This is a genomic window from Mycobacterium sp. pV006, from assembly GCF_041287115.1.
GTDB lineage: Bacteria > Actinomycetota > Actinomycetes > Mycobacteriales > Mycobacteriaceae > Mycobacterium.
Genome location: NZ_JBGGKT010000020.1, coordinates 46,837 through 70,311, shown reverse-complemented (window position 1 = coordinate 70,311; position 23,475 = coordinate 46,837). Strand labels below are relative to the sequence as shown.

General features: G+C 66.8%; 19 protein-coding genes and 1 pseudogene. 13 read left to right on the top strand and 7 right to left on the bottom strand.

Annotated elements, in window-relative coordinates:
- Positions 1 to 60: 60 nt before the first annotated feature.
- The 8 genes and pseudogenes from ACAG25_RS22535 to ACAG25_RS22500 all read left to right on the top strand — a co-directional run.
- Positions 61 to 828 (top strand): annotated as a pseudogene (locus ACAG25_RS22535) (dihydrodipicolinate synthase family protein); the annotation flags it as partial.
- A 78-nt stretch (positions 829 to 906) separates the two neighbouring features.
- Entirely contained in the window at positions 907 to 1,770 is an 864-nt protein-coding gene (locus tag ACAG25_RS22530) for an enoyl-CoA hydratase (protein ID WP_370490698.1), read from the top strand.
- Positions 1,767 to 2,987 (top strand): amidohydrolase family protein, encoded by a 1,221-nt coding sequence (locus ACAG25_RS22525; RefSeq protein ID WP_370490697.1) that lies wholly within the window; start codon positions 1,767 to 1,769, stop codon positions 2,985 to 2,987. Before ACAG25_RS22530 ends, ACAG25_RS22525 begins: the two co-directional genes overlap by 4 nt.
- A 2-nt stretch (positions 2,988 to 2,989) precedes the next feature.
- Positions 2,990 to 4,615 carry an acyl-CoA synthetase gene (locus ACAG25_RS22520; RefSeq protein ID WP_370490696.1) on the top strand — a complete coding sequence of 542 codons (1,626 nt, stop codon included), beginning with the start codon at positions 2,990 to 2,992 and terminating at the stop codon, positions 4,613 to 4,615.
- The gene (locus ACAG25_RS22515; protein WP_370490695.1) at positions 4,612 to 5,451 is read left to right on the top strand and encodes an amidohydrolase family protein; all 840 of its coding nucleotides are present in this window, start codon (positions 4,612 to 4,614) and stop codon (positions 5,449 to 5,451) included. Before ACAG25_RS22520 ends, ACAG25_RS22515 begins: the two co-directional genes overlap by 4 nt.
- Before the next feature lie 2 nt (positions 5,452 to 5,453).
- Entirely contained in the window at positions 5,454 to 6,494 is a 1,041-nt protein-coding gene (locus ACAG25_RS22510) for an acyl-CoA dehydrogenase family protein (protein ID WP_370490694.1), read from the top strand.
- Positions 6,495 to 6,498: 4 nt separating this feature from the next.
- Positions 6,499 to 7,695 carry an acyl-CoA dehydrogenase family protein gene (locus ACAG25_RS22505; protein WP_370490693.1) on the top strand — a complete coding sequence of 399 codons (1,197 nt, stop codon included), beginning with the start codon at positions 6,499 to 6,501 and terminating at the stop codon, positions 7,693 to 7,695.
- On the top strand, positions 7,692 to 8,897 hold the full coding sequence (locus ACAG25_RS22500) for a cytochrome P450 (protein WP_370490692.1): 1,206 nt from the start codon (positions 7,692 to 7,694) through the stop codon (positions 8,895 to 8,897). The genes ACAG25_RS22505 and ACAG25_RS22500 overlap by 4 nt, the downstream gene beginning before the upstream one ends.
- A 109-nt stretch (positions 8,898 to 9,006) precedes the next feature.
- Here ACAG25_RS22500 and ACAG25_RS22495 read toward each other — a convergent pair whose 3' ends face one another.
- Together ACAG25_RS22495 and ACAG25_RS22490 are read right to left on the bottom strand one after the other, a co-directional pair.
- Positions 9,007 to 10,152 carry a thiolase family protein gene (locus tag ACAG25_RS22495; protein ID WP_370490691.1) on the bottom strand — a complete coding sequence of 382 codons (1,146 nt, stop codon included), beginning with the start codon at positions 10,150 to 10,152 and terminating at the stop codon, positions 9,007 to 9,009.
- A 52-nt stretch (positions 10,153 to 10,204) separates the two neighbouring features.
- Entirely contained in the window at positions 10,205 to 10,579 is a 375-nt protein-coding gene (locus ACAG25_RS22490; RefSeq protein WP_370490690.1) for an NYN domain-containing protein, read from the bottom strand.
- Between the two features lie 43 nt (positions 10,580 to 10,622).
- Between ACAG25_RS22490 and ACAG25_RS22485 the strand changes: the two genes are divergently transcribed.
- A complete protein-coding gene (locus tag ACAG25_RS22485) occupies positions 10,623 to 12,812 on the top strand; it encodes a molybdopterin-dependent oxidoreductase (RefSeq protein ID WP_370490689.1) in 2,190 nt (729 codons plus the stop codon).
- A 78-nt stretch (positions 12,813 to 12,890) separates the two neighbouring features.
- On the opposite strand, the gene ACAG25_RS22480 is transcribed toward ACAG25_RS22485, so the two are convergent.
- Positions 12,891 to 14,102, bottom strand: coding sequence for a CaiB/BaiF CoA transferase family protein (locus ACAG25_RS22480; protein WP_370490688.1), 1,212 nt, complete (start codon positions 14,100 to 14,102; stop codon positions 12,891 to 12,893).
- A 138-nt stretch (positions 14,103 to 14,240) separates the two neighbouring features.
- On the opposite strand from ACAG25_RS22480, the gene ACAG25_RS22475 reads away from it, so the two are divergent.
- Positions 14,241 to 15,779, top strand: a complete 1,539-nt coding sequence (locus tag ACAG25_RS22475) for an aldehyde dehydrogenase family protein (protein ID WP_370490687.1) — start codon at positions 14,241 to 14,243, stop codon at positions 15,777 to 15,779.
- A gap of 6 nt (positions 15,780 to 15,785) precedes the next feature.
- On the opposite strand, the gene ACAG25_RS22470 is transcribed toward ACAG25_RS22475, so the two are convergent.
- The gene (locus ACAG25_RS22470; RefSeq protein WP_370490686.1) at positions 15,786 to 16,991 is read right to left on the bottom strand and encodes a cytochrome P450; all 1,206 of its coding nucleotides are present in this window, start codon (positions 16,989 to 16,991) and stop codon (positions 15,786 to 15,788) included.
- Positions 16,992 to 17,117: 126 nt separating this feature from the next.
- Between ACAG25_RS22470 and ACAG25_RS22465 the strand changes: the two genes are divergently transcribed.
- From ACAG25_RS22465 to ACAG25_RS22455, 3 genes are read left to right on the top strand one after another with little or no spacing between them, the layout of a single operon-like run.
- Positions 17,118 to 17,906: an SDR family oxidoreductase gene (locus ACAG25_RS22465; RefSeq protein ID WP_370490685.1), complete on the top strand. Its 789-nt coding sequence runs from the start codon at positions 17,118 to 17,120 to the stop codon at positions 17,904 to 17,906.
- 12 nt (positions 17,907 to 17,918) lie between these two features.
- Entirely contained in the window at positions 17,919 to 18,275 is a 357-nt protein-coding gene (locus ACAG25_RS22460; protein WP_370490684.1) for a DUF2834 domain-containing protein, read from the top strand.
- Between the two features lie 14 nt (positions 18,276 to 18,289).
- Positions 18,290 to 19,720, top strand: a complete 1,431-nt coding sequence (locus ACAG25_RS22455; RefSeq protein WP_370490701.1) for a coniferyl aldehyde dehydrogenase — start codon at positions 18,290 to 18,292, stop codon at positions 19,718 to 19,720.
- A gap of 1 nt (position 19,721) precedes the next feature.
- Here the strand turns inward: ACAG25_RS22455 and ACAG25_RS22450 are convergent, their stop codons facing one another.
- The 3 genes from ACAG25_RS22450 to ACAG25_RS22440 all read right to left on the bottom strand — a co-directional run bounded on the left by ACAG25_RS22450 (position 19,722) and on the right by ACAG25_RS22440 (position 23,385).
- Positions 19,722 to 21,374, bottom strand: coding sequence for an acyl-CoA synthetase (locus ACAG25_RS22450; protein WP_370490683.1), 1,653 nt, complete (start codon positions 21,372 to 21,374; stop codon positions 19,722 to 19,724).
- An 80-nt stretch (positions 21,375 to 21,454) separates the two neighbouring features.
- The gene (locus ACAG25_RS22445; protein ID WP_370490682.1) at positions 21,455 to 22,453 is read right to left on the bottom strand and encodes a Rieske 2Fe-2S domain-containing protein; all 999 of its coding nucleotides are present in this window, start codon (positions 22,451 to 22,453) and stop codon (positions 21,455 to 21,457) included.
- Positions 22,450 to 23,385, bottom strand: coding sequence for an LLM class F420-dependent oxidoreductase (locus ACAG25_RS22440; RefSeq protein WP_370490681.1), 936 nt, complete (start codon positions 23,383 to 23,385; stop codon positions 22,450 to 22,452). Before ACAG25_RS22440 ends, ACAG25_RS22445 begins: the two co-directional genes overlap by 4 nt.
- Between the last annotated feature and the right edge of the window lie 90 nt (positions 23,386 to 23,475).

Here is a 23,475-nt window from a genome sequence, read left to right as displayed (position 1 = left end):
TTCTACGATGCCCCACGGAGCGACCAACCACTGGTCGCAATCCAATAGATCGAGCCTCCAGTAGAACCAGGGCGGTTCAACCCCGATGTGGTGGTACAGGCGTGCACAGCGGCGACCGCACCGAAGGACTGCCTGGAACTGACCCTGCACGCCCAGGAATCCGGCGCCGACATCGTCTACATCCAGACCCCGATGATGGAGACGCACGGAGGTGACGGGGTTTTGCGGTTCTTCCGGTACATCGCCGACCGCACCGACATCGCGCTGGGGATGTTCAACTCGCCGTCGTCGGGATATGTGCTCACACCTGCCGAGGGTGCCCGGATCTACGACGAGATCGACGCTGTCTGCGCCACCAAGGAGGGTGCGTTCCGCCCGGCCGCCAGCCGCCTGCTCCACGACTTGGCGCCGGACCTGGTGATCTGGGAGTGCGACAAGACCGTCTACCGAGCGGGTTGGTTACGTGAGGGCATCGTGTGTCCCGCGCAGCTCGGCACGGCGGGCTACTTGTTCGAAACTCCGGACAAGCCGATCTATTCCGACTACTGGCAGTTGATCGCGACCGGCGACCTGATGGCGGCGATGGACTTCGCCCGGGACTCCGGACTCGACCGGTTCGACATGGACATGGGGTCGTGGTTCACCTCGTACCCCGGTCGTCCCGACTACTTCACCCACTGGGGCGGCGCGTTCAAGTACGCCGCGTCGGTTCTCGGGTTACCGATCGGCGACTACCCGCATTCCCGGCCGCCGCAGGCGCACCTGCCCGAGGCCGGCAAAGACCAGATCCGCACCGCCTACAAGAACCTCGGACTGATCGACGGATAGCCGCCTCGGTGGCATTGCGGAAGCCACTACCGATAGGTGTACAGTATGAGCATCTAGCGAGCTGAGGAGGCTATCGGCGTGACCTCTGCCGAACCCGCCGCACCCACCGGCACCGCCTCGGGCGGACAACCCGTGCTCTACGAGGTCCGTGACAGTGGCGTCGCGGTGCTGACCCTCAACCGGCCCGAGCGGATGAACGCCTGGGGCGGGGGGCTGGCCGGCGCGTTCTACCGCTGCATCGACCGTGCCGAAGCCGACCCGGCCGTACGCGTCATCGTGCTCACCGGGAACGGGCGCGCGTTCTGCGCCGGCGCCGACATGGGCGACCTCGACGGCATCAGCAGTGCCGGTCAGTCCGCGGGTGAAGCCGACGTGACCCAGCTGGTCGGCGAACGCCACCCGTACTTCCTCACCGAACTCCGCAAGCCGGTCATCGCCGCGATCAACGGCGCGTGCGCCGGGATCGGGCTGACCCACGCCCTGATGTGCGACGTCCGCTTCGCCGCCGCCGGCGCGAAGTTCACCACGGCGTTCTCGCGGCGGGGACTGATCGCCGAGTACGGGATCTCATGGATCCTGCCGCGGGTGGTGGGATGGGGTGCCGCGCTGGATCTGTTGCTGTCCGGCCGCACCTTCTACGCCGAGGAGGCCAAGACTCTCGGCATGGTCAAAGAGGTGGTGCCCGGCGAGGAACTGATGTCGCGGGCGCTGGCCTACGCCGAGGACATGGCCACCCACTGCGCCCCGAGCGCGCTCGCCGTCATCAAGCGCCAGATGTATCAGGACGCTCTGCGAAACGTCCACGACACCAGCGCCCGAGCAGAGACACTGATGCACGAGTCGATGCAGCGGCCCGACTTCATCGAAGGCATCACCGCCTTCTTCGAGAAGAGACAGCCCCACTTCCCGCCCATGGAACTGGAGAAGGAGGACGCGTCATGAACGCTCCGCAACCCCTGGACTATCGCGCCATCGACGTCGACAACCACTACTACGAACCGCTCGACGCGTTCACCCGGTACCAGCCCAAAGAGTTCCGCAGCCGCGGAGTGCAGATGGTGCAGGACGGTAAGCGCACCCTGGCGGTGTTCGGTGGGGTGGTCAACCATTTCATCCCGAACCCGTCGTTCGACCCGATCATCGAGCCGGGCTGTCTGGACCTGCTGTTCCGCGGTGAGATCCCCGAAGGGGTCGACCCCGCGTCGCTGATGAAGGTCGACCGGCTGGCCGATCACCCCGAATACCAGAACCGGGAAGCCCGGGTGGAGATCCTCGACAAGCAGAACCTCGAGACGGTGTTCATGCTGCCGACGTTCGCGTGCGGCGTGGAGGAGGGTCTCAAGCACGACGTCGAAGCCACCATGGTCGCGATGCATGCGTTCAACCTGTGGTTGGACGAGGACTGGGGATTCAACCGTCCCGACGGCCGGATCCTCGCGGCGCCGATCATCTCACTGGCCGATCCCGAAAAAGCCGTCGAGGAAGTCGAATTCGTGCTGAGCCGGGGCGCCAAGATTGTCTGTGTGCGCCCTGCGCCGGTGCCGGGGTTGGTGCGGCCGCGCTCACTGGGTGACCCGGTGCACGACCCGGTGTGGGCGCGGCTGGCCGAGGCCGGTGTCCCGGTGGTGTTCCACCTGTCCGACTCCGGATACATGGCGATCCCGGCGTTGTGGGGTGGCAGCGGTGTGTTCAAGGGCTTCGGCAAGCGCGATCCGCTCGACATGGTGATCATGGACGACCGCGCCATCCACGACACCATCGCCTCGATGATCGTCCACCAGGTCTTCACCCGGCACCCGAAGCTGAAGGTGGCCAGCATCGAGAACGGGTCCTACTTCGTCTACCGGCTGATCAAGCGGCTCAAGAAGTCCGCCAACAACGCTCCATACCACTACAAAGAGGATCCGGTCGAGCAGCTGCGCAACAACGTGTGGATCGCGCCGTACTACGAGGACGACGTGAAACTGCTCGCCGAGACCATCGGGGTGGACAAGATCCTGTTCGGATCGGACTGGCCTCATGGTGAGGGCTTGGCGGATCCGACATCGTTCACCGCCGACATTCCGCAGTTCCCGGAGTTCAGCCACGAGGACACCCGGAGGGTGATGCGCGACAACGCCCTCGAGTTGCTCGGTGTAGATGTGACGGTTTCCGCGTAGCCATGGCGCAGTGGACCATCGGTGGTGTCGTCGACGCCATCGCCGAAGCGGTGCCCGACCGCGTGATGACGATCTGCGGGGACCGCCGCAGCACCTACGCAGAGACCGCCGACCGCACCCGACGTCTGGCGAACTTCCTGGCGGCCAACGGGATCGGGCTGCAACGCGAACGCGGTGAACTGCAGCGTTGGGAGTGCGGCCAGGACCGCGTGGCGCTGATCATGCACAATGACCTGTATCCGGACATGGTGATCGGATCGCTCAAGGCCCGGGCCGTGCCGGTCAACGTGAACTTCAACTACACGCCCCGCGAAGTGGCGGAACTGCTGGCCTACCTGAAGCCACGCGCTGTCATCTGTCACCGCTCGCTGGGGGCGAAGTTCGCCGACGTCCTGCCCGGTGACGGTGTCGAGGTGGTGATCTCGATCGACGACGGCAGCGACGGTCCCGACCTCGCCGGGGCCGTGCCACTGGATGACGCGCTGGCCCAAGGCGACGTCGACCAGGACATCACACCGTCGCCGGACGACGTGATGATGATCTGCACCGGCGGGACCACCGGGCGGCCCAAGGGCGTGATGTGGCGCCAGGCCGACACCTACGTCATCTCGATGAACGGCGCCGACCACGAATCGGTGTCCGAGATCCACGACAAGGTCGCCCATGCCGGCCCGCCGTGGTTCGCGGTGTCGCCGCTGATGCACGCCGCGGGCATGTGGACCGCGTTCGCGGCCCTGCTCAACGGACAGACGGTGATCCTCTACGACAAGCCGACCCTGGATCCGGCCGCCGTGCTGCGCACCGCCGAGCGGGAGAAAGTCGGTCTGATGACGATGGTCGGCGACGCCTACGCCGGCCCGCTGATCGACGAGCTTCGTCGTCACCCCTACGACCTGTCGTCGATGTTCGCCATCGGCACCGGCGGGGCCGCGACGAATCCGCGGCACCAGCAGGCGCTGCTCGAGCTCCTGCCGCAGATCACCCTGATCAACGGGTACGGCTCGTCAGAGACCGGCAACATGGCGTTCGGGCGCAGTCAGCGCGGCGACCGCAAGGACACCTTCGAGCGCCGCGACGGCGTCGTGCTGTTGTCCGAGGACCGCACCCGCTTCGTCGCACCCGGCGAGCCGGAGGTCGGCTGGGTGGCGCGGGAGGGGCGGATTCCGTTGGGCTACTTCGACGATGCCGAGGCCACACAGCGCACCTTCCCGGAGATCGAGGGCCGGTGCGTCGTAATCTCGGGGGATCGCGGTTCGCTCGAGGCCGACGGCACGCTGCGGTTGTTCGGGCGGGACTCGCTGGTGATCAACACCGGCGGGGAGAAGGTGTTCGTCGAAGAGGTCGAGGAAGTGGTCCGCATGCACCCCGACGTGGAGGACGCACTGGTGGTGGGCCGCCCCAGCGAGCGCTGGGGTGAGGAAGTGGTTGCCCTGGTGGCCGCCCGCGACGGTGCGGCCCTGACCGATGAGCCGCTGCGTGCGCTGTGTCATGAGCACCTGGCCCGATACAAGACACCGAAGGAGTTCCTGTTCGTGGACCGCATACGCAGGCTCGGCAACGGAAAGGCCGACTACCGGTGGGCCAAATCCCAGGTGGCGCAATCGGATACCCTGGCGGGCCAGTCGTGACCCAGAAGGTGATCGACTGTTTGGTCAACGTGCACTTCGGTGAGACGGCCAAACAACCCGAGTTCATGCTCAAGGTCCGCGACGACTACTTCAAGGGACCCAAGTCGCTCTACGACCAGGTCGAGTTGCCCGAGCTGCTCGACGAGATGGCCGAGCACGGGGTCGAGAAAGCCATCCTGATGGACAATCTCGTCAAGCCGTCGGTGACTGCGCGCAAGTTCGTCGAGGAACGTCCGGACAAGTTCGCGCTCGCCATCGGCGGCGTGAACCTGCTGCGTCCGATACCGTCCCTGCGCGAACTCAGCGCGGTCGTGGCCGACCTGCCCGTCGCGTACGCGGCGGTGGGACCGAGCTTCTGGGGTGACGGGATGTACCCGCCCAGCGACGCGGTGTACTACCCGCTCTACACCAAATGCGCGGAACTCGAGCTGCCACTGTGCATCAACACGGGTCTGCCCGGCCCGCCCATTCCCGGTGAGGTGCAGAACCCGATCCATCTCGACCGGGTCTGCGTGCGGTTCCCGGAGCTGAAGCTGTGCATGATCCACGGCGCCGACCCGTGGTGGGACGTCGCGATCCGCCTGCTGATCAAGTACGCCAACCTGCGGATCATGACCTCGGCATGGTCCCCGAAACGCTTGCCCGACAGCCTGTTGCACTTCATGCGCACGCGCGGGAAGAACAAGGTGATCTTCGCCTCGGACTGGCCGGTGCTGCGGCAGACCCGCGTGGTACCCGAAGCACTGGCGCTGGACCTGCCGGCCGACGTGCTCGACAACTACCTCTTCAACAACGCCAACGACTTCTTCTTCGGCCCCCAGGAACAGGAGCGCTGACCATGGACCGCTACGAACTGCGCAGGTTGGACTACAGCCTGTCCGAGGACCATCAGGCGCTGCAGGCGGCCTACAAGGACTTCTTCGCCAGCCACTGTTCGATCGAGACGGTGCGTGCTGCCGAGGAGTCCGGATTCGACAAGAACCTGTGGGAGCGGCTGTGCGCCATGGGCGCGACGACGATGGCGCTGCCGGAGTCGGCGGGCGGCGACGGCGCCACCCTGGTCGACCTGACGTTGGTCGCCGAGGAACTCGGACGGTCGTTGGCGCCGGTGCCGTGGATCGACCATGTGTGCGCCGCCCGGCTCCTCGGTCGGCTGGGCACGGTGGAGTCCGAGGTGGTCGACGGCACGAAAATCGTTGCGCTGGACCCGGTTCAGGACCAGTCCAGTGGTGTCCGGCTGGTCCCGTCCGGATCGATCGCCGACCACATCGTGCTGCGTGACGGCGATGACGTGGTGCTGCTGAGCTTCGGTTCCCGACCGGCTCGAGTGGACAACATCGGCAAGTTGCCCATGGCCTGGGTCGATCCCGCCGCAGCGGACCAGCGCACCGTGCTGGCCAGTGGCGCCGAGGCGCTGGCCGACTACCAGCGCGCCCTCGACGAGTGGCGTCTGCTGACCGGCGCGGCGCTCGTCGGCCTGGTCGAGGAGACCATGACGATCGCGGCCGAGTTCTCCAAGACGCGTTACACACTCGGCGTGCCGATCTCCACGCTGCAGGCCATTTCCCACCCGTTGGCCAACATCGCGATCACCGTGGCCGGCGGACGCAACCTGGCCCGGCGTGCGGCCTGGTTCCTGGACAACGAACCCGACGAACGCCGCGAACTGGCGCCGTCGGTGTTCGTGTTCATGGCCGAGGAGGCCGCCAAGGCGGCGACCATGGCCGTCCACGTGCAGGGCGGGCTCGGGGTGTCGGCCGAAGCGGCGGCCACGGCGTACCTGGTGCGTGCCCGCGGCTGGGCGGTCGCCGGCGGCGACCCGGGCGCCACCGCCAAGCACATCGCACACATCGTGGCCGACCGAGAAGGACGGAGCTGAGATCGTGGATTTCTCCTGGGTGGAACTGTCCGACGAGGAACAGAAGTTCCAGAGCGACGTCCGCAGCTTCCTGAGCGAGATCGTCACCGACGAAGTGATCCGCCGCGACCGCGAGACCGGGGACAACTTCGACGAAGGCGTGCATCTGGCGCTCGGCGCCGCCGGCTATCTGGAGCGGGACTGGAACCCCGACACGGCGAACCCGTTCAGCCGGGTGGAACGCCGGATCTGGGAGCTGGAGAAGCGTCGGGCGCATGTCCCGTGGGTGACATCCGGTACCACGGCGATGATCTCGAAGTCGGTGCAGAAGTTCGGCTCACCCGAACTGAAAGAAGAAGTACTGCCCAAGGTTTACAGCGGTCACGTCCGGATGTGCCTGGGTTACACCGAACCCGAGGGCGGCTCGGACGTGGCGACCTGTAAGACGCGAGCCGTGCGGGACGGGGATGACTGGATCATCAACGGCTCGAAGATGTTCACCACCGGCGCCCACAACTGCCAGTACGTCTTCCTGATCACCAACACCGACCCGAGCGCGCCGAAACACTCGAGTCTGACGATGTTCCTGGTGCCGCTCGACACGCCGGGCATCGAGATCCAGGGCATTCGCACCGTCGACGGCGACCGCACCAACATCGTCTACTACAGCGACGTGCGCGTCTCCGACCGCTACCGCCTCGGCGGCGTCAACGAAGGCTGGAAGGTGGTGCGCGAACCCCTCGACGCCGAGCACGGCGCGGTCGAAGCTGCCGACGACGGCCTGCAGGACGTGGCGATCATGACGCACCAGGCGAACTTCATGGCCAACGCGGTCGACAAGGCCGCCGAGAAGTCGACGGTGCCGGATCCCAACGGCCGCAGGCTGATCGACGACGAATCCGTCGCCTACCGACTGGGGCGCAGCGTGGCTCGGTTGGAGGCGTCGCTGTCGGCGCCGAGCATCTTCGGCCGGGTCGCACTGGCCCAGACGATGCGCGATATCTCCCCGGACCTGATGGACATCATGGGCGCCGCGTCGGCGTTGCCGGTCGGAACCGAAGGCGCCGCCGACGACGGCGCCTCGGAGTACATCTACCGGTTCGCCCCGCTGGTCGGCATCTACGGCGGCACGCTGGAGGTGTTCCGCAACATGATCGCGCAGTACGTGCTGGGTCTGGGCAAGCCGAATTACTCACCCCCGGCGGCGAAGAAGGCGTCGTGAGCTCTGCAACGGTTTCGTTCGACCCGTTCTCGGACGAGTTCTTCACCTCGCCGTACGAGACCTACCGGCGCATGCGCGAGGAGGCGCCGGTCTACTACAGCGACGAGTTCGACTTCTACGCGCTGACCCGTCACGAGGACGTCGCCGCGGCGTTCAAGGACCACGAGACGTTCTCGTCGGCCTACGGGGTGGACCTCGCCGAGGTCCGCAAGGGGGAGCCGACCAAGCACGGTTCGATCATCGCGATGGATCCGCCTGCGCACCGTCGGATGCGCAGCCTGCTGAACAAGGTGTTCACCCCGCGCGCCATCGAAGCCCACCGCGACCTGGTGACGCGTCTGATCGACAAGCACCTCGCCGCGCTGAACCCCGACGGTTTCGACTTCGTGCAGGACTTCTCGGCGCTGTTCCCGGTCGACATCATGACCACGATGCAGGGGGTTCCCGACGAGGACCACCAGCAGGTCCGGCTCTGGATCGACGAACTGCTGCACCGCGAACACGGCCAGGTGGACATGACCGAGGCCGGGCAGAAGGCCGGCGTCGACATGGCCGTGTACTACTACCAGCTGATCAAACAGCGTCGCGACAACCTCGGCGACGATCTGCTGAGCAAGCTGATCTGCGCCGAGATCGAGCGGGACAACGGCGAGATGGAGCCGTTGAACAACGTCGAGATCACCGAGTTCGCCATGCTTCTCGGGGGTGCGGGAGCCGAGACCGTCACCAAACTGTTGGGCAGTGCGGCGGTGGTGTTCTACGAGAACCCCGACCAGTGGCAGAAGCTGCTCGACGACCGCAGCAAGATCCCGCTGGCCGTCGAGGAACTGTTGCGTTACGAGGCACCTGCGCAGTACAACGTGCGCTGCACGCTGCGCGAGATCGAACTGCACGGCATCACCATCCCCGCGGGCAAGCCGGTGTTCCTGGTCGGCGGCTCGGCGAACCGGGACCCGGAAGCCTGGACCGATCCCGATCGCTTCGACATCGAGCGCAACCGCACCGAGGCGCAGAACCTGGGGTTGGGGTACGGGATCCACAGCTGCCTGGGTGCGGCGCTGGCCAGGATGGAAAGTGCTGTCGCACTGGACCGGATGCTGGACTTCATGCCCCGCTACGAGGTGGACCGCGCCCGCTGTACGCGGGTGAACATGCAGAACGTCGCCGGGTGGCGCAACGTCCCGGTCCGCGTGCTGCGCTGACCACCGCGCCGGCGCCACCCACCGCCCGGCACCGGGCGAGCGCCGAAATTGCGTTCCACGCGCGTCAAACGGCGGTTTGACGCGCGTGGAACGCAATTTCGGCGGGGAACTACGTGGTCAGGATCGTCGCGCCTGCGGTGCCCGGCGCGCCGTAGAGCTGAGCGAAACCGACCTTGGGCTCACCCGGGATCTGTCGATCGCCGGCTTCGCCGCGCAGCTGCCGGACGATCTCGTGGATCTGGCGCAACCCGGACGCGCCGATCGGCTCGCCGTTGGCCAGCAGCCCGCCATCGGTGTTGACCGGCATGGCGCCACCGATCTCGGTGGCGCCGTCGGCGAGCAGCTTCTCCTGGTCGCCGTCCGCGCAGAACCCGCATTCGGCCATGTGGATGACTTCGGCGCCGGCGTCGGTGTCCTGCAGCTGGATCACGTCGACGTCCTGGGGCGTCACGCCGGCCTTCTCGAACGCCGCGCGGGCCGCGTAGACCGTCGGGGCGACGTCCTCGTCGACCGGCGCGAACGTGGTGTTGACCTCGTAGGCACCGTACTTACGGGTGCGCACCTCCACCGCCCGGACATAGACCGGCTTGTCGGTGTAGCGGTGCGCGATGTCGGCCCGGCACATCACCACCGCGGCCGCGCCTTCGTCCGGTGAGCAGAACATGTACTGCGTCAGCGGATAGTTCAGCATCGGCGAGTTCAGGATCGCGTCCTCGTCCATCGGCTTGCGGCGGAACGCGTTCGGGTTCAGCGCACCGTTGCGCAGGTTCTTGTTGACGACCTTGGCTAGCGTCTGGTGGCTGATGCCGTGCTCGTGGAGGTAGCGGTTAGCCTTCATGCCGAAGAACTGGGTGGTCAGATACTGACCGTTCTCGGCGTACCAGCTGGGCATGCCGACCAGTGCCGGGTCTTCAGTGAACGCGCCGCGCGGATGCTTGTCGAGTCCGACGGCGATACCGATGTCGTAGTCGCCCAAGCGGATTCCGTCGGCGCAGGCCTTCGTCGCGCTGGCCGCGGTCGCGCAGGCGTTGAACACGTTGGTGAACGGGATGCCCGAGAGTCCCACCATGCCGACGATCGCGTCGGGGTTGGCCACCGTCCAACTGCCGCCGACACCGAACTGGATGTCGTTCCATGCCACGCCCGCGTCGGCGACGGCTGCGGTGATGGCGTCCACGCCCATCTGCATCGCGGTCTTGCCTTCGAACCTGCCGAACGGGTGCAGTCCCACGCCGATGATCGCGACGTCGTGCATAAAGAGATCCTCTCGATCCGCCTTCTCAACGGTAAATCTTACGGTAAACCTGTCAGCGTGGGTCCACCAGATCGCGCATGGCTTCGGCTGAGAACACGCGCGCGCCGGCCGCGCGTACCCGGTCGGCCAGCGCCCGGTCCGAGGTGGCGACGGTGATCGCGCCCGGATCCCCGGCGGCGCTGACGAGCCGGACGATCTCGTCGTCCGCGGAGTTCGGCGCGGCCGCAGGGGCGTGCGCCACCGCGATCACGGTCGATTCCAGCGGCGGCGACGGCGGCTTCTCGAACACCACCGTCACGTCTGCGGCCTCACGCGACGCCCAGGCCTCCAGTTTCTCGACCAGAGTGGCCATCGCGGCCTGTCGGTCGCGCCACCACCCGTCGGGGCGGGTGCCGATCACGTTCATTCCGTCGACAATCCAGCGCATCGTGCGCAGACTAACGAAGTAACCGGGGGCAGGAGGCAACCTGATGTCCGACGTCATCCACGAGACCACCACCGTCCAGAAAACGACGTTCTGCCGGATCTGCGAGCCGCTGTGCGGCATGATCGCCACCGTCGAGGACGGCAAGCTCACCGCGCTGCGCCCGGACAAGGAACACCCGCTGTCGGCCGGGTTCGCTTGTCAGAAGGGGATCGCGTTCACCGAGGTCGTCAACGATCCCGACCGGGTCACCACACCGCTGCGCCGGACCGCCGATGGGTTCGAACCCGTCAGCTGGGACGACGCGATGTCCGACATCAGCACACGACTGTCGGCGATCGTGGCGGAGCACGGGCCGCAGGCCGTCGGCTGGTACATGGGCAACCCCGGAGCGTTCAGCTACGCCCACGTGATGTCGGCACTGGGGTTCATCAAGGGCCTGGGCCGCGGCACCCACTTCTTCACCGCGTCCTCGCAGGACACCAACAGCCGTCTGATGGCCAGCCAATTGCTCTACGGCACACCGATTTCGGTGCCGATCCCGGATCTCAACCGCACCGACCTGCTCGTCGTCATGGGGGCCAACCCCGTGGTGTCGCACGGCAGCTTCCTGACCGCGCCGCGGATCAAGGACCGCATGCACGACATCGCCAAGCGCGGGGGACGGGTCGTGGTCATCGACCCGCGGCGCACCGAGACGGCGGCCCAGTTCGAATGGTGCGGCATCGTCCCCGACACCGATGCGTTGCTCCTGCTGTCACTGCTGAACGTGATGTTCGCCGAGAACCTGGCGGCCACCCACCGGATCCGGGATCTTGCGGACGGGCTCGACTGGCTGCGCGCGCAATGCCGGCCGTTCACGCCGGAGGCCACCGCGGCGCGCACGGGTGTCGACGCCGACGTGGTGCGGACGCTGGCCCGCGACCTGGCGTCGACGCCGCGCGCCGCGATCTACGGTCGGCTCGGCACCTGCGTCGGCCGTTACGGCACGCTCACGTCCTACCTGATCGACGTCGTGAACCTGGTGGCCGGCAATCTCGACAGGCCCGGCGGTTCGATGTTCGCCGGCCTCGGAATGCCCGGCGAGCAGTGGACCAACACGGTGATGGGCGCGGCACTGCGCAGGACCTACCGGCGCCGTCGCTCGCGTATCGGGGGAGTGCCGGCGCTGATCGGTTCCGAGCCGGCCGCGCTGATGGCCAAGGAGATCCTCACCCCGGGGCAGCGGCAGATCCGCGCGCTGTTCGTCAGTGCGGGCAACCCGGTGCTGTCGGTGCCCAACGGTGACGAACTGGAAACCGCCCTGGACAAACTGGATCTGTCGGTGGGACTGGACTTCTACCTGACTGAAACCACCGCCCACTGCGACTACGTGTTGCCGGTGACCACGATGTACGAGCGCGACGACTTCCCGCTGACCTTCCAGTTGTTCCAGGCCACCCCGTTCCGGCAGGCCACCGAAGCGGTCATCGCACCCGTCGGGCAGGCCCGTACCGAGGCGCAGATCGTCGGCGAACTGATCACCCGGCTGGCCGGTCGGTCGCGGCTTTTCACCGTGCTGGCCGCACTGAACCGGGCCATGGGAGGGCGCTTCCGGTCACGGCGACTCGCCGACGGCATCATCCGGATCGCCACCGGCGGAGACCGGTTCGGCCTGCGACGCGACGGTCTGACCTTCGATCGACTGACCCGCGACCATCCCCACGGCACGGTCCTCGACCCGCACCTGGAGGCCGGCCGGCTGCGGCGGGTGGTCAGCTACCGGGGCCGACGGATCCGCTTGGAGCACAACGACATCGCCGAGCAGATTGCGACACTGTCGGCGCAGCAGTACCGGCCGGAGTTCCCGCTGCGGATGATCGGGATGCGGGAACCCCGTTCGGAGAACTCGTGGATGCACAACTCGCCGCTGCTGATGCGCAGTGACCGTCGGCAGCACGGGCTGATGAACGCCGACGATGCCGCCGAACTCGGTGTCGACGACGGCGCCGAGGTCACGGTCAGCTCGCCCTACGGGCAGATCCGACTGCCGGTGACACTGACCAAGGACATCATGGCCGGCGTGCTCGCACTGCCACACGGCTGGGGGCACAAGGGCACCGGAGGCTGGCAGGTGGCCAACGCGGCCGGCGGGGTGAACGTCAACCAGTTGACGTCCAGCGACCCGGCCGACGTCGAGCCGCTGAGCGGGATGGCCTGGCTGACCGGAGTGCCGGTGCGCGTCACCCCGGTCTAATCCCCGCCGAACTTGCATTCCACGCGCGTCAAATCGCCCTTTGACGCGCGTGGAATGCAAGTTCGGCGGGAGGCGCGGTCAGGCGATCGCGCCGCTGTCCTTGAGTTCCTCGATGCGGTCCCAGTCCAGGCCGAGTTCCATCAGCACGATCTCGGTGTGCTCGGAGGCCTGCGGCGCGCGCGTCGTCTCCAGCGGTTCGTGGTTGAACTGCACCGGCCCGCGCACCACCTTGAACGGCTTGCCGCCGTCGGTGGCCTCGACTTCGACCACCATGTCGTTCGCGAGCGCCTGCTCGTCGGTGGCCAGATCGACGAGGCTCTGGAACGGCGCCCACTGTCCCTTCATGGTCTTGAGGTGCTGCCGCCAGTACTCGAACGGCTTGCTGCGGATGGATTCGGCGATCAACCGCGCCGCTTCCTCGGAGTTCTCGATCAGTGGCATCACGTCGTTGAACCGAGGGTCGTCGGCGAGCTCGGGCAGACCGAGGTGCTCGAACGCATCCTTGATGTAGCCGGTAGGGCTGACGATGCACAGGTTGATGGTGCCGCCGACGGAGGTCAGGTAGTTGGCCATGAACGGGTTGACCGCGCTGACCGAATCGGGCATCAGCGACCGCATGGTCTCGCCGGTCTCCATGCCCTGGGTGACGCTGGCGCCGGCCGCCCACCACGCCGTCGACAGCAGCGACACGTCGATCTCGACGGCCTCGCCGGTGCGCTCACGGTGGAACAGTGCCGCCGAGATCCCCCCGGCGATGTTCATGCCGCCGATCGAGTCGCCGAACGCGGGGATGCCCTGGGACAGAGCGCCACCGATCTCTTCCGGAGTCAGCGCGTGCCCAACGCCGCTACGTGTCCAGAACGCGGTGCCGTCGAAGCCGCCGGTGTCGCGTTCGGCGCCCTTGTCGCCGTAGGCGCTGCCGCGCGCATAGATGATGTTCGGGTTCACCGCGCGGATGTGCTCGATGTCGAACTTGTTCTTCTGCCGTTGTGCCGGCATGTAATTGGTGAGGAACACGTCGGCGGTCTTGGCGATCTCGTAAAGCACCTCCTGGCCGCCCGGGGTCGACACGTCGATCCCGACGCTGCGCTTTCCGCGGTTCGGGTGCTCGATCAACGGGTGCCGGTTCGGGTCGAGTTGGAATCCGCCCATGTTGATGAAGCCGCGTTGGGTGTCACCGCGTACGGGATGCTCGACCTTGATGACGTCGGCGCCCCAATCCGCCAGGATGGCGCCCGCCGCGGGCACGAACGTGAACTGTGCGACTTCGAGGACCCTGACGCCCTGCATCACCTTGATCAAACTCGTGCCCCTTCTGACGGCGTTGTCGGCGGTTGTCGGGGAAGTCTAGCCCAATTTCGATACTGTAATGTTTACCGTTGCGCGTGCCGGATGGGTGCCGCGCTGTCGTTCGACCGAAGGTGCCACATGGGCGAGGCCGTGACCGAATCGCAGACCAGCATCGAGATCGGCCGACGTGCCGCCGAGCGTGCCGAACGGCGGATGCTGATCGACGGCAACCTCGTCGCCGCCGAGTCGGGTGCGGAGTTCGACAACATCAGTCCGGCCACCGGCGCGGTACTCGGTACCACGGCCGCGGCCGACGTCACCGACATGGACCGCGCGATCGCCGCGGCCCGCAATGCCTTCGACACCACGGACTGGTCGACCAACCGGGCGCTGCGCCGTCGGTGTCTCGAACAGCTGCAAGCCGCGCTCGAGTCCGAGCAGGAACTGTTGCGCGAGGAACTGATCGCCGAGACCGGGTGCCCGGTGATGATGACGGCCTCAGCACAACTGGATTGGCCGTTGGCCGACGCGCTGCGCTACCCCGCGCAGCTGATCGACACGTTCGAGTGGGAGCGTACGCTCGACGGCGGAGGCCTCTTCGGTGAACGCAACATCCGTACCGTGGTCAAGGAGCCCGCCGGGGTGGTCGCCGCGGTGACTCCGTCGAACTTCCCGATCGAGGTCATCCTCAACAAGCTCGGTCCCGCCCTGGCGGCCGGGAACACCGTCGTCCTCAAGCCCGACCCGCACACGCCGTGGAACGCCACCCGGATCGGCCGACTCATCGCCGAACACACCGACATCCCGCCCGGCGTCGTCAACGTCGTCACCACCCCGTCCAACGAGGTGGCCGGACGGCTCGGCACCGATCCGCGGGTGGACCTGGTGTCGTTCACCGGCTCGACCGCGGTCGGCAAGCTGTTGATGCGCCAGGGTGCGGACACGATGAAGCGCATGTTCCTGGAGTTGGGCGGAAAATCGGCGGCCATCGTGCTCGACGACGCGAACCCCGCCGCGATCGTGCCCACCGCGATCGGCGTGTGTGTGCACGCCGGGCAGGCCTGCGCGGCGACCAGCCGGATGCTGGTCCACCGCTCGCTCTACGAGCAGGCCGTCGCCGACATCACCATGGCGTATCAGCATGTGCCCGTGGGTGATCCGGCCGACCCCGGGACGCTGGTGGGTCCGGTGGTCAGCGCCGCGCAGCAGGAGCGTGTGCTGACCGCGATCGACGGTGCGCGGCGTGCCGGCGCGGAGATCACCGTCGGTGGCGGACCGGCCACCGGATTGTCCGACCACCTGGCAGGCGGCTACTTCGTGGCACCCACCGTGGTGACCGGCGTGGACAACAGCGCCGACATCGCGCAGCAGGAGATCTTCGGGCCGGTTCTGGTGGTGCTGCCGTTCGACGATGACGACGACGCGGTTCGCATCGCCAACGACAGCCCGTTCGGTTTGGCCGGCGCGGTGATGTCGCGGTCGGAGGAACGGGGGATGGTGATCGCGCGCCGGGTGCGTACCGGCGCGTTCGGTGTCAACGGCGGCATGTTCTACGGTGCCGACGCACCGTTCGGCGGCTACAAGAGCAGCGGGGTCGGCCGCCAGTGCGGCCTCGAAGGATTCCAGCAGTACCTGGAGACCAAGACGATCGCGCGCCGGGAGCGTCGCAAGAGCTGAGAGACGCTACTCCGCGGGGGTGAAGGTGACCGGCAGCGCGGTCGGGGACCGGAACGGCTGGCCGTGGATGTGTGGGTCGTCGTCGGTGACCAACTCGATGTCCGACAGCCGGGTCAACAGCGTTTCCAGCGCGACCCGGGTCTCCATCCGCGCCAGATGCAGGCCCATGCACGTGTGCTCGCCGGCGGCGAACGAGATGTGCGGTGTGCGCTTACGGAAGATGTCGAACTCTTCGGAACGCTCCCAACGCTTCTCGTCGCGGTTGGCCGAACCGATGCAGACGTCGATGACCGAGCCGGCCGGTATCGGGACGCCCTCGAGTTCGGTGTCCTCGGTGGCGGAGCGTTGCACCGTGGTCAGGGGTGTCTCGTAACGCAGACCTTCCTCGATCGCGGCACCGATCAGCTCGTGGTCGGCCTCGACGGCATCGAACTGGTCACGGTGAGTCAGCAACAGGTACAACAGGTTTCCCGACGACCGGTAGGTGGTTTCCAACCCGGCGGGCAGCAGTAGGCGGAGGAACGAGTAGATGGCCTCGTCGCTGAGCTTCTCCCCGTCGATCTCGGCAGATACCAGGTCGCCGATGATGTCTTCGGTCGGGGCGGAGCGGCGCTGCTCGATTTGGGCCAGGAAGTACTCCTTCAGTGCTGCGGACGCCTCGAAGGCGCGCTGGTACTTCACGGTGTAACTGATCAGCTCGACCGCACGCTTGCGGAACCAGGACAGGTCCTCCTCGGGGAGGCCGAGCAGGCGCGAGATGACCCGCGTCGGGAACTCGAACGTGAAGTCCCGCACCAGGTCCGCTTCACCCGCGTCGACGAACTCGTCGATCAGCTCGTTGACCACGGGGCGGACGATCTCGGGTTCCCAGCGCGCCAGCGAGCGTGACTTGAACGCCGCCGAGACCAGGTTGCGGTGCTCCCAGTGCGGTTTGCCCTCCATGGCGAGGATGGTCGGGCCGATGAACAGACCGATGGTCGAGTCGTAGATGCGAGAGTTGAACACCTTGCCGTCCCGGAACACCCGATTGACGGCGTCGAAAGACACAGCGGCGTAGAGATTTTCCGGGACCATCGATGCCGGGGTCTTGGACCAGTCCATCACCGAACCGCGGAACACACCACCCTCGGCGCGTCGGCGCGCGAACATCGGATAGGGATCGCGTAGGTCGATGGGCTCGTCCACCGCGACATCCGGGACCGGCGTCTCCATAAAGTTACTGTAACTCTTACAGTAACTCGTGTACAGAGTGTGCCGTGCGATCACCGTAATAGTTACAGTAACTGCGACTAGGATCGTTTTGGCCACCGCGACAAATGAAGTGCCAGGAGGGCAGCTATGGGTTCGGACGTGCGCCGTGTGGTGGTCGTCGGTGCGGGTTCCGGGATCGGTGCCGCGGCGGCCCGGTGGTTCCACGATCGCGGCGATCACGTGCTCGCCGTCGATGTACGGCCGCAAACCGGACCGGCCGCCGAGTGGCTGATCTGCGACTTGCGCAACGGCGACGAGATCGAGCAGACCCTGACCTCGATCGGTGACGGGTGGGACGTCTTCGCCCATGTCGCGGGCATCCCGGGCACCGCTGCGGCCGCCGACGTGTTGTCGGTCAACTACCTCGGTGCCAGGCTGATGCTCGACGGCATGCTGCAACGGATGAATCGCGGCGGTTCGATGGTTGCCGTGGCGTCCACCGCGGCGCTCGGCTGGGAGAACAACCTCGAGATGCTCTCGAGGCTGCTCGAGGTCGACGACGCGGCGTCGCTGCATGAATGGCTCTCGACCCAGGACCCGGCGATGGCCTACTACGTGTCCAAGCAGGCCCTCATCCTCTATGCCAAACGGCTCAGCGGCGTCGCGTGGCGTGAGTACGGGGTGCGGGTCAACACGATCAGTCCGGGTCCCACGGAAACGCCGATCCTCGGTGAGTTCGAACAGTCCATGGGCAAGGAGATGCTCGACGGCGTGCGCGCGACGATCGGCCGGCACGGCACGGTCGACGACATGACGCCGGCCATCGGGTTTCTCACGTCTCCGGACGCGCGCTGGATCAACGGTCAGGACATCCAGGTCGACGGCGGATTCAACGCCGCCCTGATGTACCCGATGCCGGCGCAGGCCGGCGCCTGAGGGGTGACTTCCGTGCTCACCCGCGCCGACAAGATCCTCTGCGCGATATACGGAGTCACCGCGCTCGGCGCGCTGATCGCGACATGGTGGCACAACGTCGCGTTCTTCGTCAGCGGGCAAGGGCGCAGCATCGTCGACTTCGTCACCGCGGCCTACGCCAACCACGCCGCCGCGTCACTGACCAACGATGTGGTCCTGGTGGCGGTCGCCGCGTTCGTGTTCATCGTCGTCGAGGCGCGGCGGCTCGGCATCGCGCATGTCTGGGTCTATCTCGTGATGAGCATCTGCGTCGCGATCAGCGTGGCTTTCCCGGTGTTTTTGATCGTGCGCCAAAACGTGCTGGCCCGGCGCCGGCCTGCAGGGAGTTGACGGTGGCTGATCCGATGATGGCGCTCCTGGAACGTCAGCGCGCGTCGTTCCTCGCCGAGGGGCCGCCGGATCTGGCGCAGCGCCACAACAGGATCGACCGCCTCCTGGCCATGGTGCTCGACCACGCCGACGACTTCGTCGACGCCATGAATGCCGATTACGGCACCCGGCCGCGTGACGGGTCCCTGTTCACCGAGATCCTCGGCATGGTCTCGGTGATCGAGCACACCCGCGCCCACACCAGGCAGTGGATGACACCGACCCGGGTTCTGCCGTCAGGCCGGCTGTTCGGTGTCAAGGCCGAAGTCCACCCGACCCCGAAAGGTGTTGTCGGGATCGTCGGGCCCTGGAACTTCCCGCTCAACCTCGTGGTACTTCCCGCCGCGGCGGCATTCGCGGCCGGCAACCGCGTCATGATCAAGATGTCGGAGGTGACCCCGCGCACCGCCGAGACGTTCGCGGAGCTGGTGCCGAAGTTCTTCGATCCGACGGAACTCGCGGTCGTCACCGGTGATGTGGACGTGGCGTCCGCGTTCACCCGGTTGCCGTTCGACCACCTTTTCTTCACCGGGTCGCCGTCGGTGGGTGCGATGGTGGCGCGGGCGGCGGCGGAGAATCTGGTGCCGGTGACGTTGGAGCTGGGTGGCAAGAACCCGGTGGTGGTCGCTCGGCAGGCCGACATGGTGCGTGCCGCCACCCGCATCGCCCAGGGACGCATGATCAACGGGGGACAGGTATGCGTCTGCCCGGACTACGTTTTCGTCCCCGAGACACACGTCGAGCAGTTCACCGCGACGGTGCGGGACACCTGGCGCTCGATGTTTCCGTCCATCGTGTCCAACGACGACTACTGCTCGTCGGTGAACCAGGCCAACTTCGACCGCGTCCGCAACCTGATCGAGGACGCCCGTGGGAAAGGGGCGCGCGTCGAAGCGGTTGCCCCGCCCGGTGAGTCGCTGCCGGATCCGGTCTCGCGCAAGATCGCACCGACGCTCGTGCGCGACATCGACGAAACCATGCTGCTGGCCAGCGAGGAGACGTTCGGACCCGTGCTGACTGTACGGACCTACCGGAGTTTGGATGACGTCGTCGACTACGTCAACGCGCGGCCGAGCCCGTTGGTCGCGTACTGGTTCGGCCCGGACGACGGCGACTTCCGCTCCTTCGTGCGGCGCACCCGCAGCGGTGGGGTGGCGCGCAATGACTTTGCCGCCCAGATGATCCCGTCGGATGCACCGTTCGGCGGGATCGGGCGCAGCGGGATGGGGGCGTACCACGGCAAGGCCGGGTTCGACGCGTTCACCCACTATCGGTCGGTGGTGGGCAGTGATCTCCCGTTCACCATCACCGGCCGGGCGGCCCCGCCGTTCACCCGGTCGCTGCGGATGACCACCGCGCTGGCGCTGCGCAGCGCGCGCCGGCGCACGCGCCGACGGCTGAGGTGAATCAGTTGCCGGCGACGGCTTGTTCGCGGGCCCAGCGGTAGTCGGCTTTGCCTGCGGGGCTGCGCTCGATGGCCGGGCGGAACACGACGGCCTTGGGCAGCTTGTAGCGAGCGATCACCTGACCGGCGTGCTCGATGAGTTCCTCGGCGGTGACCTGCGCGCCCTCGGCCAGTGCGACGACAGCGACGACCTCCTGACCCCAGCGTTCGCTCGGACGTCCCGCGACCACCACGTCGGCGACGGACGGATGGGAAGCGACTGCCGACTCCACCTCCTCGGCGAAGATCTTCTCGCCGCCGGAGTTGATGGTCACCGAGTCGCGGCCCAGCAGCTCGATCGAACCGTCGGCCAGGTGTCGGGCCCGGTCGCCAGGAATCGAGTACCGCACACCGTCGATCACCGGGAAGGTGGCTGCGGTCTTGGTGGCGTCGCCCTTGTAGCCGAGTGGGACGTAGCCGCGCTGCGCCAGCCAGCCGATGCCCTCGTGACCCGGCGCGAGCATCGAGCCGAGATCCTCTGCGGCGACGTAGGTGTCGGGTCCGGCGTTGAACTTGCCGGTGGACACCGCGCCCGGTGCCGACATGTGGGTCATCTGGGCGCCGGTCTCCGAGGACCCGACGCCGTCGACCACCATCAGGTTCTCTTTGGCGTCGATCAACAACTGCTTACCGGTCGGGGTGAGCTGCGCGCCGCCGTTGGCGACCACGGCCAGCGACGACAGGTCGGCGTCGGTGCGCGCGAACGCCTCGGCCAGGGGGCGCGCCATCGCGTCACCGACGACGGTGACGGCCAGGACCTTCTCCCGTTCGATGGTCGCGACGACGTCGTCAACATCGAGATGGTCGGTGACCGAGGAGAACACCACGGTCTGGCCGGTGTTCATCGCCGTGAACACCGCCCACTGCGCCGCGCCGTGCATCAGCGGCGGCAACACCAGCAAGGACGTGGCGGGGGCTTCGGCGCAGCGCTGCGTGATCTCGTCGTAGGTCGACACGAGCTCGCCGGTGTAGAGGCTGCGTCCACCGAACGAGGTCATGAAGATGTCGTGCTGGCGCCACAACACGCCTTTGGGCATCCCGGTCGTCCCGCCGGTGTAGAGCACATAGAGATCATCCGGTGACGGGGTCACCGGCGGGGGATCGGCAGGGTACTCCGACATGAGCGAGTCGTAATCGACTGCCCCGGGCAGCAATTCGTTGCCCGAGTCGTCGGCGATCTGGATGAGCACCCGCAACTGGGGCAGCTCGGGCAGCACCTCGGCCAGCCTTGGGGCGAAGGCGGAGTGGTACAGCAGGGCGGTGGCACCGGAATCGGCCAGCAGGTACTGCAGCTCGCTCTTGACGTAACGGTAGTTGACGTTGAACGGAGCGACGCGGGCTCGCCACGCCCCGATCATGCCCTCGACGTACTCGGGTCCGTTGTAGGCGTAGATGCCCAGCAGGTCCTGCCCGATTTCGTGCCCGGCGAGCTGCGAACGTTCGGTCCGGCATCCCAGCCCTTGGGCGTGCAGGTAGTTGGCCAGCCTGTTCGACCGCTCGACGACCTGGGCGTACGTCAGCCGGCGATCTCCCTGCACGACGAAGGGGCGGTCGCCGATGACTGCCGCGATGGCGTCGGCGGCTGCCGGAACGGTGAACTGGGTGGGCTCAGACATACGGCCTCTCATCGCAAGTGGGCGGGACGATCATCGAGACTCTATCCGGCAGCTGTGGGGTGGGTCACTGCCGCGGGGCGCTAAGCCGACGGGGGAACTTCGTAGAACTGCTGCGCCCACTTGCGCATGGCCATGTAGGGCTTGGCATCCACTTTGGCCAGCGGCGGGTTTTCCACGTATTTCTGGTAGCGCCAGATGTCACAGTCCTCCCACACGGTCTTGAGGAACTGCTTCTCGACCTTGGTCCGCACCTCGGCCGGCGGGATGTCGGATGTCTCGCCGGGGACTTTCGGCCACCAGATCGAATAGAACATGTCGGAGACCTCGTCGTCGACCGGGGTGCAGGCGAAGATCAGCCGGTGGTTCGAGGAGCCTTCGAAGGCGCTCATCGCGAAGCCCAGCCCGGAGAAATGGCTGTGGATCTTCAGCGCCATCTTGTCGGGATCCTCGCTGCGGGCGTCGGGCCATCCCGTCAGGAAGCGCCACTCGTGGTCGACGTTCTCCCAGTGCAGGCACACCGGGGTGACGGAGGCGCCGTGCACATAACGGAAGTGTGAGCTGTCCGGACCGTTCTCCGCCACGATCTGGGGATGCACCGGGATGGCGTCGGCGCGGCTGGAGAACTCGGGATAGGGCCGGTAGTAGGCGTTGGCGTCGGTCTCGAACTGGGGGAACTTGTGGAAGATGTCGGGCAGCTCCCACTGCGGTTCCTTGCCGTGCGGCTGGTACCACATGAAGATGCAGCCGTACTGTTCCTTGACCGGGTAAGAGCGCAGTCGCAGGCCACGGTTGGGCCGGTCGGGCTGGTAGGGGATGTAGGTGTTGGATCCGTCGGGTCCCCAGCGCCAGCCATGGAACGGGCACTCGACACAGTCACCGACCACCTTGCCGCCGTGGCCGATGTGGGCACCCAGGTGCTTGCAGTGCGCCTCGAGCACGTGCAGCTCGCCGGACTCGTCGCGGTACGCGGCCAGGTCCTCGCCGAAGTACCTCAGCGCCTTGACATCTCCGACTTCGAACTCGGCCGACCAGCCGATCATGAACCACCCGGTGACCTTCCAGGTGAACGGGACTTTCATGACATCTCCTTCGACGTTGCGGCCAGATGCCTCCGGCCGATCACATCCGAGCCGAACGTATCGATGAACTCCAGCGCGGCGCCCGCCGAGCGCCCGTCGGCGCGGATCAGCGCCCACGTGGCACCGGCCGCCGCGAGCTCTTCGAGTATCTCGACAGTGCGTGCCGTGTCGTTGCCGTCGACGGGCGGGCAGACGACCTGCACGTCGAGTGAGGCGGGATCCCGTCCGGCGCGTTCCATCGCGTCACGCAATCCGCCGACCGACCGGGAGAGGGCGTGGGTGTCGGGGATGGCGGTGGTACGCATGGTGGCTGCCAGGGGCTCAGGGGCGATCACCGGCATCCATCCGGTCCCGTACTCGACCACGCGGCGCCGCGCCGCGGCACTGTTGCCACCGATCCAGATCGGCGGATGGGGACGCTGGACCGGACGTTGCAGCCAGACCGGCCCGACGGTCGAGAACCCACTGCCGCCTACCGGAGTATCGGGGTCGACCCAGATGGTCCACAGCGCCGCCAGCGCCTCGTCGAACAATGCTGCGCGCCTTCCGAAGTCGACACCGAGGGCGGTGAACTCCGAGCGCAGGTAGCCGGCGCCGAGCCCGGCGATCAGGCGACCTCCCGACAGTTGGTCGAGGGTGGTCAGTGCCTTGGCCGCGAGGTAGGGGTTGCGGTAGGGCAGCACGTAGAGGTTGGTCATGACCTTGATCCGGGAGGTCACCGCGGCCATGAAGCTCAGGGCGGCGACCGGGTCGAGGGTGTCGTGCCCGCCGCGGGCGCGCCACTTCACCGACGGGGCGGGATGTTCGCTCAGCGCGACAGCGGAGAAGCCGCATTCCTCGGCAGCCCGGACCACGTCGGCGATCACCTCGGGGCGACCGAAGTCATCGTCGGCGGCCGGCAGGTCGCCGGGGTACTCCAACGTGAATCGCATGGTCTCCGCCTTCGGCGTCGCGGGCTGAATTGTCGAATCCATCCCGGCTCAGCGCCAATACTGTAATAGTTACAGTAACATCCGCCAAGT

Coding starts and splice junctions, on each gene's coding strand:
- ACAG25_RS22485 (WP_370490689.1), top strand. CDS start 10,623: ATGTCCGACGTCATCCACGAGACCACCACCGTCCAGAAAACGACGTTC.
- ACAG25_RS22490 (WP_370490690.1), bottom strand. CDS start 10,579: ATGCGCTGGATTGTCGACGGAATGAACGTGATCGGCACCCGCCCCGAC.
- ACAG25_RS22480 (WP_370490688.1), bottom strand. CDS start 14,102: ATGCAGGGCGTCAGGGTCCTCGAAGTCGCACAGTTCACGTTCGTGCCC.
- ACAG25_RS22465 (WP_370490685.1), top strand. CDS start 17,118: ATGGGTTCGGACGTGCGCCGTGTGGTGGTCGTCGGTGCGGGTTCCGGG.
- ACAG25_RS22510 (WP_370490694.1), top strand. CDS start 5,454: ATGGACCGCTACGAACTGCGCAGGTTGGACTACAGCCTGTCCGAGGAC.
- ACAG25_RS22470 (WP_370490686.1), bottom strand. CDS start 16,991: ATGGAGACGCCGGTCCCGGATGTCGCGGTGGACGAGCCCATCGACCTA.
- ACAG25_RS22520 (WP_370490696.1), top strand. CDS start 2,990: ATGGCGCAGTGGACCATCGGTGGTGTCGTCGACGCCATCGCCGAAGCG.
- ACAG25_RS22455 (WP_370490701.1), top strand. CDS start 18,290: ATGATGGCGCTCCTGGAACGTCAGCGCGCGTCGTTCCTCGCCGAGGGG.
- ACAG25_RS22450 (WP_370490683.1), bottom strand. CDS start 21,374: ATGTCTGAGCCCACCCAGTTCACCGTTCCGGCAGCCGCCGACGCCATC.
- ACAG25_RS22525 (WP_370490697.1), top strand. CDS start 1,767: ATGAACGCTCCGCAACCCCTGGACTATCGCGCCATCGACGTCGACAAC.
- ACAG25_RS22445 (WP_370490682.1), bottom strand. CDS start 22,453: ATGAAAGTCCCGTTCACCTGGAAGGTCACCGGGTGGTTCATGATCGGC.
- ACAG25_RS22495 (WP_370490691.1), bottom strand. CDS start 10,152: ATGCACGACGTCGCGATCATCGGCGTGGGACTGCACCCGTTCGGCAGG.
- ACAG25_RS22475 (WP_370490687.1), top strand. CDS start 14,241: ATGGGCGAGGCCGTGACCGAATCGCAGACCAGCATCGAGATCGGCCGA.
- ACAG25_RS22440 (WP_370490681.1), bottom strand. CDS start 23,385: ATGCGATTCACGTTGGAGTACCCCGGCGACCTGCCGGCCGCCGACGAT.